Consider the following 14,616-nt stretch of genomic DNA (forward strand, 5'->3'; position numbering starts at 1 on the left):
ACCGAATGGATAGTATCTTATTACCTTCATTCGGTGTTTTTTAACTGAATTTAAAATATGTCGTCATAGTATTCCGTTGTCGGAACATCGTAAACATTTTTATGAGGTCTATGAGGAATAAATATCTTTTTTTCTCCCCTATAATCACTTCTAGTATAATCACTTCTAAGCTCTGCAATCTTACTAACACCTACATAAATATCTGAAATTGCATACCAAGTTGGATAGTTTACAGTTCCCGATATAGGCAAATGAAATATTTTTTGAAATTCCCTTACAGCGTTGGCAGTGTTCTCACCATATATACCATCAACTCTTACTTTAGGTATAGCAGGGAAGTTATCGCCTATTCTATTTAAAAATCTTTGAACCGTTCTCACGGGTTCTCCCGAGCTTCCTATACCTAATGTATACCCTGGATAGGACATAGGAATCCCTGCCACTCTCTTTGCCTCGACAATCTCAAGATCCCGCCCATAGAAATTAGTTAATATTTCATAAGGGCTCTTTCCCTCATCACCCAAGTATTTGCTTCCCCATTGAGTCATCCAACCAGGACATTGAACTTTAACTCCATCACAATACTGAGTAAGAAGAGGTTGCTTTTGACCAAATCTCTTAACATAATTCGTAAATATATCATCTACTACATTGCTTATACTCTCGTAGATAGTTCTTCCATAGCTAAATGCATGATCATACGCTGTTGAATTTGTTATATCGAAATCCTTGCCTTTTCCTCTATACCATTCAGTATAAATTCTGTTTATAGTGAAGGACAATATACAATACACATTAGCTCTTATAGTGCTTTCAGGCCAAGTTGCAAATATCTCACAAGAAGCAACATTTTTTATATAGTCCTTAAAGCGAACAGTGTAATTTGGTGCTGATGCATCTTCGGGTCCTCCTTGATGTACTACAACCAATTCCGGTATCACCGGCTCAGGCAAAACCACAAAACCACTAGGTGGTGGTGGCAAGGGCTTTTCAGGATTCTCTGGTATTTTGGGTGGATAGTTTCCCACCAAAGTGTTGGGATCTACCACTATAACCTGTTCAGCCTGCCTTCTACAGCCTCTTTGTTCTGGCTCTACTCGCCCCATTTGTATAGCTAGTTCCTCTGGCATAACTTGAACGCCCTTGATTTTTAACGGTACATATCCCTCGTTTTCAATATCCACATCATAAAGCGAATAAGGAAGCTTTTCAGAGGGCCTCATGGAGTTTTCTATATCCGGAGTTGGTAACTCTATGTTAATTGTTTCCCCCGATATACCCGTTGTGTATTCTGCGGATTGCGTTTGAGCTCCGCCTTCCCCAACTTTTGTTATTTTAACTTTCGCCCCTTCAATAGGAGCAACTTTATTTGCATTTAAAAGACTAACCTGTAATAAACCTGTGGAAGCCATATTTTTTTATCTCCTAAACATATTTACTCTCTTTATTATATGATGTGTAAAAAATAAATGTTACATTAATTTCCTCATATTTAACACTTAATCATTCTTCAATATTTAAATTAAGGTCCTTAGGTATATACACCAACATACTATTTTTAAAATTCTTATGCCTTATATTGCCTTCAGCCATCCAAGTTTCCATAGCACCATTTAGGCACAATTTCCCATATCCCCAAATTGCATTGGGATACAATATATCTCTTCTTCCCCTAGAAGCACCCTTTACGATATAATATTTAACCCTTTCACCATATAAAAATGGATCATTGCCCTCTACGATACCCCACTGCATAAGTAGTGCTACCGATCCTGCAACCTGAGGTGCAGCCATTGATGTACCTGACAATGTAGTAAATCCGCCTCCAGGAGAAGCCGACTCTATATTTTCCCCTGGTGCAATGATATCCGGTTTGTTTGGATTTCCTAATCTTTTACCGCGGCCTGAAAAAGAAGAAATATTGTCCGTAAGACAATTATAACTGCCTACAGATATCACATTGCCAACAGTAGCTGGAATTCCCAATGTATTGTAGGGATCTGGATTAAAAAACTTTGTATTAGGATTCAACCCTTCAGCTATAGGCAACCACATTTCAAACTGGTTAATTAGGTTTCCCTCGCTGGTGTATATATTTATTTTCCACAATCCCTCAGTTACATTTCCCCTAATACTATCTAGAACTATTGTAACCTCACCTACAAGATTAAAAGGAGATGGACCCGAATTATAAATATAATACTTGCCTGTACCAAGATTCCCCTCAAAATAGTTTCCACTAGAAATCCTTATTTTCCCTGAAGATGTGGACATAGGATTTATGATTTCTAGGGATAAATTGTCCACAAAATCTTTGTACAACTGGATAGTTATGATTTTCTCTTCTGCTCCAACATTTAAAACCACAGAATGAATAGTGTCAATGATTCCACTAGCATGGTGACCAGCTTCTCCCTCATTGCCCGCTGCAATACATATACTAACTCGCTCCAAACTAGCAATAGTATCTATATACCTTTCCAATATACTATTTCCATCGTGTGCCCCATCGTTTGTACTAAAACTAAGATTAATAACCAAAGGCTGCCTAAGGTCCCTACCCTTATCTATTAAAAATTTTATTGCTCTCATTATTTGTGTGCTTTTAGTATAATTTGACTTTCCCTCTCTTGTCATTTTAACCATTATTATATCGCTCTCATAGGCTACCCCGTAGTATTTCCTATCGATATTTCCACCTGCACAGGCAATCCCTGTAACATGAGTCCCGTGGCCTAAAGTATCCCTCTGAGGTACGATGCTATATGGATCTTCAGACTGCAATGCCTCATTTATTTGATTTTCATCCCATATGTTTTCTGTTCCGATATCATATATGAATTTTATTCTCGTCTTATTATCTGCAGTTTTAAATGCTGGGTGAGTATAATCAATACCAGAATCAATCACCCCAACAATAACATTCTTTCCAGTCAATCCATATGTAGTCCATACTTGTGGAATACACGATGCTTGATTGGAAGGAAGAAATGTAGTATATAAAATCTTAGGCAATTCAACATATACTATCTCCGGAATAAGAGATACATTATTAATGCTTTGTATAGGAAATTCTACTATGCCAAAACCGTAGTCCAAATCTATAAAGTTGCCACCCAATTCAGCAACTCTTTCCCTTACCCTTTCTGCTGACCCATTATAAATAACGCTAAGTTCAACGTTCTTTGATTCACCAGTAATATCTAAATTCAATAATTTATATTTCACATGCTCCGGTATGAATTTTAACAAATCAATATTTCCACCAGGACTCGCCATATTTTCTCCAATAAAAAATAATCTCACATTATTATATGAGATTACTTTTTTATGGTTCCTATGTTGCAAAATATTTAAACTTTCACTTCAAATTATAGTTTTATTTTTAACCATAACAATTTTGCTAGCACTTTAATTTCTTTTTTATTTACAGTTTCCGTTCTTAAAGCACCTTTATGGCTTACAAGTAGCAATTTTTCGCTATCTAAAACTTTAATTTGTCTTATGATTCTTTCCTCTCCACGTTCAATAAAGTATATGCCGTTATTCTCTATATTTGAATTGATAAGCGAAAATGCCAAGTCATCGAAATGAATTCTCATGCTAAGCATGCTATCCTCTTCCACTTTGAGAAACATAACCTTATCCTGTCCATATCCCTCTACCTTATTATCTACCACTGGCATATCTATGCTGCCAAGAGCTTTAGTCATGGAATAATCGTACACAGGTACTTTTTTTATAAGAGATCCAAAAGCATTAGTCCATACATCATTCGCTTTCTCTAAAGCCTTTTGTGGCGATTCTCTGAATTTCTTTTTATCCACTTCGTCAGTGTCATCATCACCTAATCCCTGTTGAAAATCCACATTATATAACTTAGATACCTTATCAATAAGACTCTCATTCATGATTTTTTTGCCAAGTTCCACATCTTTTATAAAATTCTCTGCTACCCCAAGCTTTTTTGCCAGCTGTTTCTGAGTTAGTTTTTGGGAATTTCTGATTTCAGCTATTTTTTTACCTATTCTATTATCCATAAAATCACCCCAAATCCGTTGATTATTTCCTTAGTTATCTGTTGCCTCGCAGTTGATCTCTCTCCTCTACGAGATGACTCATCAGTTGTTCAAAGGTCCAATCCAAATTAGCAGCTGTAGTCACTGCCAATATGCACCTAAGATCTCTGTGCTTTCTTATTAATGAAATAGTTTCATTAAGTTCTCTTTGACTAAAGTTGTGAAAAACTATAAATTTTTCATTGTTATTAAGTGAACATTCATCACAGCCCACCTCTTTACTCTCAAGCTCTTTTCCCTCAAGTATATCTAATAAGGGTAGCTTAACCATACCTTCATTTACCCTTATAAGTTTTGATTTTGATTTATACCCTATAAGTAGAAGATTTTGCTCCTCTTCCTTATGGAATCCATATACCATGAGTTTTTTATTTATCAAAAGATCACCTCGCAGATAAAACTAAACCAAATTATTTTATAACATCTGGTTCATCATATTCTTTTCCAAATGTATCTACAGTAACTTCTTTCATAACTTGCTCAACATTTGGTCTATCCATTCTGTTTCTATCAACACTTACAATTTCCTTTGCCACCTCAATACCCTCAGTTACCTTACCAAAAGCAGCATACTGTCCATCAAGATGAGGAGCCTTTGCCACCATTATAAAGAACTGGCTTCCCGCTGAGTTAAAGTCCATAGATCTTGCCATAGATATAACCCCTTCCTCATGTTTCAAGTCATTTGTAAAGCCGTTAGAACTGAATTCTCCCTTAATTGAGTATCCTGGTCCACCTGCACCAGATTTTTCCGGACACCCTCCTTGAATCATAAATCCAGGAATCACTCTGTGAAATATTAATCCATTGTAGAATCCTTTTTTTACAAGGCTTATAAAATTTTTTACAGTGTTTGGAGCTATTTCAGGATATAGCTCTACTTTAATTACTTTATCGTTTTCCATTTTAATCGTTACTATTGGATTTTCCATATTATAATCTTCTCCTAACTATGTTTGTATATGTTAAGCTGGAATGTACATTAGCACACCCCAGCTTAATTTATATTATACCACACTAGCGGTTTTATTAAACTTGTATTTCACAGTCTCTTTGTTTTATTTTATAGTCTTTTTTTCTCTATCTTTATTTCACCATTTATATCCTTAAGCTCCTCATTGAATTCTACTCCAAGCTTGCCTCCTGGTAGGATAATGACAAACTCGTCCTTTAACAGTTCCAATTTATCCTTATCCTTACTCACCTTATCAAAATACATGTCCTTAAGCTTCATGGCATTATTGCAATATAACGATGCACTTTCTACCTGCTGGGATTTGCAGTTTGATACCTTAAGATCATGGATAATGTATATATAGGAACTGTGACTAGGATTACAGATTTCTACATTTTTCATAGAAGGAATTTTATATGTCTTTACTTCACTATGCTCATCTTCAGATCCACTATTCTCGTAATGAGTCCTACCTTCCCCCTCTTTTGTTGTAGCTTTATCCTTTAAAAATAAAAAAACCTTCATATCTTAATCACCTTATTTCTATTAGTTGTATAATGTAATGTATTCACAAGGCTCGAAATATGTTAAAGGTTTTCATCTTAAATTTATCGCTATAAACCGTAAAGAAGTTTTCTAGCGATTTCTAAGATAAATGGATTATTTAAAGAATTGTATATCTCTACTTTTCCTTCATGTTCACTTTTATTTATTATATGTTTCTCCTCTAGAAGATACCTCAGCCTTTTCGCTGTACCATATCCTCCATGAATGATAGGAATATTATCCCCCACTACTTTCCTTATGCTCTCTTCTACAAAAGGGAAATGAGTGCATCCCAATACTACAGCCCCTATATGGGATATTTCGTAATGATTAAACTTTCCTCTCAGGTACTCTTCTATTTCAAAGCCGCAAGTTTCCCCTTTTTCAACGAAAGAAACAAGTTCCGCACATGGCATAGGCACTATTTCGCTATCGGATTTATATTGCTCGTATAATGATTTAAATTTTCTCTGCTGCAGTGTCACAGGAGTAGCCATAATTATGATTTTACCATCCGGATTCATAGTAACCGCTGGTTTTACCGCAGGTTCTATACCCACAATAGGTATGTCACTATATTTTCTTCTAAGTTCCTCTATGGCAACACTAGTAGCTGTATTACAAGCAATTACCACAGCCTTAACATTTTTGCCTAGTAGATACTCCACACTAGAGAACGTCAACTCTCTAATTTCATCTATGGTTTTAGAACCATAGGGCGCATTTTTTGAGTCGCCAAAATATATATAGTTTTCATTGGGCATAAGTTTCAGAGCTTCTCTCAATACACTTAGTCCACCAAGACCTGAATCAAAAAAGCCAATACTTTTTTCCATTTCAAACCACTACCCTTCTAAAATTTAAGCATCCTTTACCTTACACTAAACACGGTAAACCTAATATTCTCTCCGTAAATTATACCATATTTTTTTCTGTTATAATATATGCTCATATTAGCATATATTATATTGATAACTTTTTATTGGAGGAATATAATATGTCAATTTTTAATAAAGATACATTTATTGATACAGTAAGTAAAATATCCAATACGGCCGTTGGAGCTGCCGAAAGCGTTGTAAAAGCTACTAAAGATGGTGCCAGTACCGTAGCAAAAAAATCGGGAGGAATTATTGAGATTTCAAAACTGAACTCCTGTATATCAGAAGAAAATGAAGAAATTGAAAAATTATATACTGCTATTGGAAAGCAGATATACAGTAAGCTAGACAGAATTTTATGTGCAGATCCCGAGATACTTAATCTGTGCAACGAAATCAAGGATAGACAATTGTCCATATCCATGATGAAAGAGAAAATTTTAGAACTGAAAAACATAGTAATATGTTCAAACTGCAATACCAGACTTAAAGACAACATTTCTTTTTGTCCATTCTGTGGTACAAAACTTACAAAAGAAGATTTTTCTGATATTGCCACATCTATTCCTGAAACTTTAAGTAATAATGAAGTGTCAGAAGAAAAGAACACATTAGATAACAAAAATATTAAATTTTAATACCGCCTAAAGCTAGTATATCTAACGTCACAATAATATAAAGTTCAAAAAGCGCTGCAAAATGACTTTCAAATCATCTTGCAACGCTTTTTTATGAATTATTTACTTAAAAGTTCCTTAAGTTTTTCTTCTACATACTCATCCATATTTCTTCCAAGAAGAGTTACATTTCCACCCTCAATATCTGCCGGTCTTACCATGAAAAAGTTTATAAGAAGCTTATTTTCTTTTATAAGATACTCGTCCATATTCATAGGTGAGAAAATAACCTGAAGTTCTTCGTACTTATCCGCTCCTGGTAACCCTTGAAGTTTTTCTACTATGTGGTTGAAATTTAATTTTTTTACTGGTTGAATCATAGAGTTTTTATACTCTAGGTCCTCCATAATCCACATATTATAGTTCCAATATCTCTTTTCCTTCTGAGTTCCTGAAAATGGCTCTCTATTTTTGATAGCACTTAACGTTCTTCTTACTGATTCTGATGTGAATTCATCATCGTATATGCAAGTCATTGCTGGCATAGCACCGACCTCAGCAAAAAATTGCTCTGAAACATTTTCCTTATGACTTGCCGCCTCCCAGAAGAAATTCATCATTTCTATAGCTTCCAGATTTACTGTTATTCTCTTTAGCATGTCTTTTCCTCCATATAATTTTTTATAAAATTAATAATATGCATTGGCAAAACCTCTGCAAAATAATGTGTATAAAAAAATTATATACTCTCTTCTCCAATTATTCAAGATAACTATAATTATTGACAAATTAATCGTTTACTATTTCCACTTGATATTTATCTGCAAGAGCTTGGCTTTTACTTAAATATGTTTCCTGTTGTTTCATGGAAAGCACTGTATTTATAACCTGATTTTTAACTTCTTCAAAACTCATTATGCCTGCTTCCTTTTTATCTGTCACCTTTATGATATGGTGTCCAAACTGGGTCTTTACAAGGCCACTCACATCGCCTACTTTCATAGCAAAGACTGCCTGGTCAAACTCTGGCACCATCTGTCCTCTTGTAAACTGTCCAAGATCTCCACCTTTTTCACTAGATGGACAATTTGAGTATTCCTTTGCCAAATCTTCAAAAGCTTCACCCTTATTTATTCTCTCAATGATTTCCTTTCCAAGAGCTTCATCCTCTTCAGCTATAAGAATATGACTTGCTCTTACAGACTCTGATACCTTGTATGCTTCCTTATGCTCTTCATAGAACTTTTGTGCTTCTTCCATAGTAACAGAAACACTAGCTAACATTTTTCTAAGAGCATACTGTTTCAACGCCGTTCTTTTTATTTTCTCCAACTCAGCTTTAAATTCTTCCTCTTCATACACCTTTTCATCCATAGCATTACAATAAAATAATTCTTGATTTATAAGTTCCTGAAGTAGTTTTGACTTTCCTTCTTTTGAATTAAATTGTCTTGCTACCTGTGGATTTAAAGTTTCCATCATGAAATTCAAATCTGCCTCTGTAATATTTGTCCCATTTACAACTGCCAATACTTTATCACTCATAATAATTCTCCCTATTATTTTTGTATTTTATTTTCCATATTATATTATACTCTAAAATCTAGTCCATTTTAACTGCATTTACAATTAATCTACTATCTTTTTCTTCATAACTGCAGGTTACCAAGGTTATAATATCCCACTCTGCTTCTAAAGAAAGACGTCTATTGAGTTTTATATATGTTTTCTTGTTTATTTTTGTCATTATAAACTTTTTATGATTATTATAATGTTTTCTCAAGTTTTATTAAATATTTAATGTAAACTTATTTTTATTTGTGTCTCATTTTAATTAAATTTGTTAATTTTTTTTTAATTTTCATATTGAAGTTTCCATAATATTACCGTATAATACTTTTAAATAGGTAGTTATTTATTTATCAAAATCATCAATAGTATTAACATGCAATTTTACAACAATTTTATTAAAGGAGGCTTTTTTATGGAAACATTAACCAATCTAGTGAAGAACATCAACGGATATCTTTGGGACTATATTCTTGTTTTTCTTCTTTGCGGTACAGGTATTTATTTCACCTTTAAACTGAAATTTATCCAAGTAAGAAAATTCGGTGAGTCTTTCAAAAAAACATTTGGAGGCATTAGTTTTGGCAAGAAATCAGAAGACGGGATGACATCCTTCCAGGCTTTAGCCACAGCTATTTCCGCTCAAGTAGGAACTGGAAACCTTGCCGGTGCTGCTACTGCTATTGTATCCGGTGGACCAGGTGCAATTTTTTGGATGTGGGTAAGTGCATTTTTTGGTATGAGTACTATATTTGCTGAAGCAACACTAGCTCAAGTATATAAAACTGAAAAAGACGGAGAACCCATAGGTGGACCTGCATATTACATCAGCAAAGGTCTAAACAACAAATTCCTAGCTGGTTTCTTCTCAGTTAGTATAATTATTGCACTTGGATTTGTAGGTAACCTAGTTCAGGCTAACTCCATAGGTGCCGCTTTTAATAAAGCATTTAATGTAAATCCATATATTGTAGGTGCAATTCTTGCAGTGCTTGCCTTGTTAATATTTGTAGGCGGTATGTCTAGAATAGCCTCCTTCGCAGAAAAAGTCGTTCCAATCATGGCATTATTCTATATAATCGGAAGTTTATTTATACTAGTTACAAACGCTACTAATATATTGCCTGCATTTAAAGCTATTTTTGTGGGAGCATTTAAACCTTCTGCCGTGGCTGGTGGTGTTATTGGTGTCACTGTAAAAAATGCTATACGATATGGTGTTTCTAGAGGATTGTTCTCTAACGAAGCTGGTATGGGTTCTACACCTCATGCCCATGCTGTAGCAGATGTAAAACACCCTTGCGATCAAGGCCTTGTTGCAATAATGGGAGTTTTTATAGATACATTTATAATACTTACTTTAACAGCTCTTGTAATTTTGACTACTGAACCTACCTTGACTGGTAAGATGACAGGAATAGCACTTACACAGCACGCATTTACAACGGGCATGGGAGCTTTTGGTGAAAAATTCATCGCCATTTCCCTATTCTTCTTTGCATTTTCAACAATAATAGGTTGGTATTTCTTCGGTGCTACTAATATTAAATTCTTGTTTGGAAAAAAAGCAATGCCAGTATACCAAGTTTTAGTTATGATATGCATAGTTATAGGCTGTGGTTTAAAGGTTGAATTTGTGTGGCAACTTGCAGACTTGTTCAATGGTATCATGGTATTCCCTAACCTTATAGCTATATTGGCTCTATCTAAAATAGTGAAAACTAAATTAACAGAATATGAAGCCCTTGATATAACAAAGGATTACTAAACACTACACAATAACAATTCCCAGCATTATCACCGTTAAAGTGAAAATGCTGGGAATTTTCATATTATCCTCGCAAGGTGGCTTTTATTCTATTTGTACTAAAGAACAGTTGAAATAAATCTTTTCTACCGTGAACAACTATATCGCTGTGAGTGAGCAACTTTCCACTACATCCTTCATCCCCTACTATAGCAATGGACAAGTCTGATGCATCAAACATTTCTATATCGTTAAAGCCATTGCCGACACAAATACTTTGTCCCTCTAGATCTTTTATCACATCTTTTTTATGGCTTGAAGCGCCATCATTGGGAAATGTTTTTACCGTTACGGAAAGACCCTTACATTCTTTTTCCACACTGCCATAGGTGTCCGCCGTAAGCACATATACATCCGCCATTTGGCTTAATTTCATTAGATTTTCCCTCGTGTCTTTGTCCAATTTACCGTCCACGGCCAATGTGCCATTGTAATCAAATACTACATTTTTGAACTTAAATTCTTTATAATCGGGTATGTTTACACATATCATTTTGACTCCCCCCGTCGTGAATATTAGATAAGTTAATCTATGTCTAACTTTTTTAGCTCCTTGCGATTTAGAAGGTCGTATATCACAGGTACTACAAGCAAAGTAAGTAGTGTGGCATAAAGCAGCCCCCCTATTGTTACAATAGCCATAGGCTGAACCATTTCCGAACCCATTCCAATTCCCAAAGCCATGGTAAACAAGCCAAGGATAGTGGTTAAGGCTGTCATGAGGATAGGTTTAATCCTTGTTCTTCCCGTCTCTATGATAGCTGCACCTTTCTCCATGCCCTCTAATCTTAATTGATTTACATAGTCCACAAATACAATACCATTGTTTACAACTATTCCCGAAAGAATAAGGAATCCTAGTATTGAAATCATGCTTAGCTTCACTCCAGTTATTATTAAGGCTAAGAAGCCACCTGTAAACGCTAATGGTATAGTAAACAAAACTATAAACGGTGACAGCAATGATTGAAACTGTGCTACCATAATCATGTATATAAACACTATGGCTAGAGCTATCATCTTAATTAAATCCCCAAAAGCTGAGTCCATGGATTCTTTTTCGCCGCCCAAGGACACAGAATACCCCTCTGGCACATTATAGGAGCTTATCTTTTTTTCTAGATCTTTACTTACGTTTCCCACATTATAGCCTTCTTTAACCATTGCCTTTACAGACATGGTTCGCATCTGTTCATTTCTCTTTATAGATACAAGACTGCTATTTTCTTCTATAGATGCAATATCAGAGAGTTTTACTTTTTCTTCAACACCATTTTTATTTACAACAATGATATGCTGTTTTAATTTCTCTCTTGACAAACCCTCCACCTGTGCATTTACTAAAACAATAGGATATTCATTGGTGCCTATATTTAAAGTTGTGGATTTTTGTTCTTCTTTAAGCAATGTGGCTATTTCTTGATACACCTGTGCCACAGTAAGATTGTGGGCAATGGCTTTATTTTTATCCACTATTATATGCGTTTCCTTTGCCCCCTCGTCCAAACCATCGCTTATATCGTATGCCCCCTGAATTTTTCCCATGATGTCACTTATATCACCGGATATGTTTTTTAAGACTTGGAAGTCAGGTCCCTTTATATTTACAGTCAAACCTGTATCGCCTAAAGCCGACATATCCATATTTGAAGTGGATACTTTAATTTTGCCAGGTATGTCCTTTGTCATGTTTGTAATTATACTCCCAACTTCTTGACTTGAGAGCTTTTTATCTTCTTTTAAAATGACGTAAAAGGAAATTGATTTTGAGTCTCCCCCACCCATCATCATCATTCCAGAACCATTTTGCTCCATAACGCCTATGGTCTCTATATCCTCTACCACACTGATTTTATCCACAATCTTTTCTGCTGTAGCTCTAGCGGTTTTATCATCCGTTCCCTTAGGTACCTTTAATGATATAGAAATCTGATTGCTGTCCATTTCAGGCATAAGTACGGCACCCTTTGCTACACATAAAACAGTGCTGGAAGCGAACAACACAAACACTGTAGTGAGAGTTATTATTTTATGTTTTAAGGATTTTCTTAAAATCTTTTCATATCCTTGAACAAACTTTTCAAATATTCTACCCTTCTTTTCTGTAACATTTTTAAGGGTTATTGATGCCATGGTCGGTACAAGGGTGACAGCCACGATAAGACTAGCAATAAGAGAGTAGGCAATTGTCAACCCCATGTCCGTAAATAGCTGTCTTGATAGACCTTTTGTAAATATTATAGGAAGAAACACCGAAATGGTGGTAAGTGTTGAAGACAATATTGCCCCTGCCACCTGTGTGGTTCCTTGGACAGCTGCCTTAGCAGCACTTACACCACTACTCCTAAGTCTATAAATATTTTCAATGACAACAATACTATTGTCCACCAACATTCCAACTCCCAGTGCAAGACCTGATAAGGATATCAAGTTCAAAGTTACACCACTGAAATACATCATTACTAAGGCAAACATAAGGCTGATAGGAATACTCAAAGCAATAATTATAGTTGGCTTCATGCTCTTAAGGAATAATAATAGCACTATTATGGCCAACACTCCACCCATAACCAAATTATCGATTACTGAATTTATTACTACATCTATATATATACCTTGATCCTGCAAGGGAATTATGTGGAGTTTACTGTTATTTTTCATCAGCTTTTCCATGTTTTCATTTATGCTTTTGGAAACCTGAGAAGTTGAATAATTGCTTTGCTTTTGAAATGACAACAAAACTGCATTATTCTTATTGACTTTAACGTAGTTATCCTCACTGTTATCATGGATATCTATACTTCCAATGTCTTGGATTTTTATATCCCCCACATTGTCCACATCTATATGCATTAAAACAAGATCTTTAAGTTCCTCCATATTATTAAACTTGTCCCCTACTTTAACAGTGTATTGGATATTATCTTCCTCTATGGAACCTGCTGGCATGGAAAAATTCTGTGCCATTAAAATCTTGCTTAAACTTTCTTTTGTTATAGCACTGCCAATATTGGCCTTTTTATAAGCCTCATCCCGAGATTTTTCAAATTCTTTCAGTGCTTTATCTAACTCCGATTCTTTTGTAATCAGTTCCATCCTAGCTTTGGAAAGTTCACTATTTAGAGTAGATCTACCCATCTCTAAATTCTTCTGAGTTTGGATTAGTCCCTGTAACTTTTCTTCTAAGACAGTTTTTTCGCCGTTCATGTTGGCAAGGGCCTCATCTACTGTTCTTATACCATCATCCAATTGCGTCAAAGAGAGCTTTTGTTCTTCTGTTAAAGGAATATTATTTTTGCTTTGCTCCTCTAAAGCCCACATTAATGCATCTTTTTTGGACTGCAAATCCTTCCTTTGACTTTCCAATTCCTTTTGAAGCTGAGGAATGTTTTTTATAGCTTCCTTAATCTGTTCCTTTCCCTTGTCCAAATTTATTGTACCATTAATCAACTCTTCATTTTTGCTCAAAGATTGCTTTTCTAATAAAGCCCGACCCTCTTGTAGTTTCTTCTTTCCTTCATCCAATTTATTCTTTGTTTCAGCTAATTTAGAATTTATAGATTTTAGAACTCTATCATTTAATTTATCTATCTTATCTCCATGAAGAGTAATTCTTACCTCCTCGTCAAGCAATCCCATGGAATCTACAGATGCCACACCGCTTATTCTCTCAAAGGAAGGTATTATGTCCTTTTTCACAAGCTTTGATACGTCCTTTTCATTGAGCCCATCCACATCAACACTTGCCACCATTATTGGTATCATATTTGGATTCACTTTTACTATCATAGGCGTGGCTACTTCATCGTCCAACTTTCCCTTTACAAGATCTAACTTAGAGCTCAAATCAAGCATGACACTATCCATATTGATGCCTTGAGTAAACTGAAGCACAATGTTGCTAGAGTTTTCATTTGATGTACTACTTATTTTTTCTATTCCAGCAGTGGTTGCCAGAGCAGACTCCAATGGTTTTGTAACGGCTGCCTCTACTTTCTCAGGACTAGCTCCTGGATAAGCTGTTATAACTACCACATAAGGCAAGTCAATTTTTGGCAATAAATCTGTGGTCATACTCTGAAAAGAGATGAACCCTAGAATTATTATCAAGATTGTAGCAACGAAAACGGTAAATGGCTTTTTTACGCTTGATTTTATCATC

14 protein-coding genes are annotated in these 14,616 nt (G+C 35.2%); 2 read left to right on the forward strand and 12 right to left on the reverse strand.

The window, feature by feature from the left end; all coding sequences use genetic code 11:
- Positions 1–50 precede the first annotated feature (50 nt).
- From BUA73_RS05030 to murI, 7 genes are all read right to left on the reverse strand, one after another.
- Positions 51–1,412, reverse strand: a complete 1,362-nt coding sequence (locus BUA73_RS05030; protein WP_072903063.1) for a peptidoglycan-binding domain-containing protein — start codon at positions 1,410–1,412, stop codon at positions 51–53.
- Positions 1,413–1,503: 91 nt separating this feature from the next.
- On the reverse strand, positions 1,504–3,279 hold the full coding sequence (locus BUA73_RS05035; RefSeq protein ID WP_072903064.1) for a S8 family peptidase: 1,776 nt from the start codon (positions 3,277–3,279) through the stop codon (positions 1,504–1,506).
- A gap of 92 nt (positions 3,280–3,371) precedes the next feature.
- On the reverse strand, positions 3,372–4,040 hold the full coding sequence (locus BUA73_RS05040; protein WP_072903065.1) for a helix-turn-helix domain-containing protein: 669 nt from the start codon (positions 4,038–4,040) through the stop codon (positions 3,372–3,374).
- Positions 4,041–4,074: 34 nt separating this feature from the next.
- Positions 4,075–4,458 carry a DUF3783 domain-containing protein gene (locus tag BUA73_RS05045; RefSeq protein WP_072903066.1) on the reverse strand — a complete coding sequence of 128 codons (384 nt, stop codon included), beginning with the start codon at positions 4,456–4,458 and terminating at the stop codon, positions 4,075–4,077.
- Between the two features lie 31 nt (positions 4,459–4,489).
- Positions 4,490–5,011: a peptidylprolyl isomerase gene (locus BUA73_RS05050; RefSeq protein WP_072903067.1), complete on the reverse strand. Its 522-nt coding sequence runs from the start codon at positions 5,009–5,011 to the stop codon at positions 4,490–4,492.
- Positions 5,012–5,142: 131 nt separating this feature from the next.
- Positions 5,143–5,559 carry a hypothetical protein gene (locus tag BUA73_RS05055; protein WP_072903068.1) on the reverse strand — a complete coding sequence of 139 codons (417 nt, stop codon included), beginning with the start codon at positions 5,557–5,559 and terminating at the stop codon, positions 5,143–5,145.
- An 89-nt stretch (positions 5,560–5,648) separates the two neighbouring features.
- Complete coding sequence (gene murI, locus BUA73_RS05060; RefSeq protein WP_072903069.1) at positions 5,649–6,416, reverse strand: glutamate racemase; 768 nt, start codon at positions 6,414–6,416, stop codon at positions 5,649–5,651.
- A gap of 161 nt (positions 6,417–6,577) precedes the next feature.
- On the opposite strand from murI, the gene BUA73_RS05065 reads away from it, so the two are divergent.
- Complete coding sequence (locus tag BUA73_RS05065; protein WP_072903070.1) at positions 6,578–7,099, forward strand: zinc ribbon domain-containing protein; 522 nt, start codon at positions 6,578–6,580, stop codon at positions 7,097–7,099.
- Between the two features lie 98 nt (positions 7,100–7,197).
- Here the strand turns inward: BUA73_RS05065 and BUA73_RS05070 are convergent, their stop codons facing one another.
- The 3 genes from BUA73_RS05070 to BUA73_RS14050 form a co-directional block, all read right to left on the reverse strand.
- Positions 7,198–7,737, reverse strand: a complete 540-nt coding sequence (locus BUA73_RS05070) for a TDE2712 family protein (protein WP_072903071.1) — start codon at positions 7,735–7,737, stop codon at positions 7,198–7,200.
- Positions 7,738–7,867: 130 nt separating this feature from the next.
- The gene (locus tag BUA73_RS05075) at positions 7,868–8,623 is read right to left on the reverse strand and encodes a peptidylprolyl isomerase (protein WP_072903072.1); all 756 of its coding nucleotides are present in this window, start codon (positions 8,621–8,623) and stop codon (positions 7,868–7,870) included.
- A gap of 58 nt (positions 8,624–8,681) precedes the next feature.
- Positions 8,682–8,825, reverse strand: a complete 144-nt coding sequence (locus BUA73_RS14050) for a hypothetical protein (RefSeq protein WP_178139226.1) — start codon at positions 8,823–8,825, stop codon at positions 8,682–8,684.
- A gap of 237 nt (positions 8,826–9,062) precedes the next feature.
- Between BUA73_RS14050 and BUA73_RS05080 the strand changes: the two genes are divergently transcribed.
- Complete coding sequence (locus BUA73_RS05080; protein WP_072903073.1) at positions 9,063–10,415, forward strand: alanine/glycine:cation symporter family protein; 1,353 nt, start codon at positions 9,063–9,065, stop codon at positions 10,413–10,415.
- 64 nt (positions 10,416–10,479) lie between these two features.
- Here the strand turns inward: BUA73_RS05080 and BUA73_RS05085 are convergent, their stop codons facing one another.
- Entirely contained in the window at positions 10,480–10,947 is a 468-nt protein-coding gene (locus tag BUA73_RS05085; RefSeq protein WP_072903074.1) for an HAD family hydrolase, read from the reverse strand.
- Positions 10,948–10,979: 32 nt separating this feature from the next.
- Positions 10,980–14,615 (reverse strand): efflux RND transporter permease subunit, encoded by a 3,636-nt coding sequence (locus BUA73_RS05090; RefSeq protein WP_072903075.1) that lies wholly within the window; start codon positions 14,613–14,615, stop codon positions 10,980–10,982.
- Between the last annotated feature and the right edge of the window lies 1 nt (position 14,616).

Origin of the sequence: Hathewaya proteolytica DSM 3090, assembly GCF_900142225.1 — a bacterium.
Taxonomy (GTDB): Bacteria; Bacillota; Clostridia; order Clostridiales; family Clostridiaceae; genus Hathewaya; species Hathewaya proteolytica.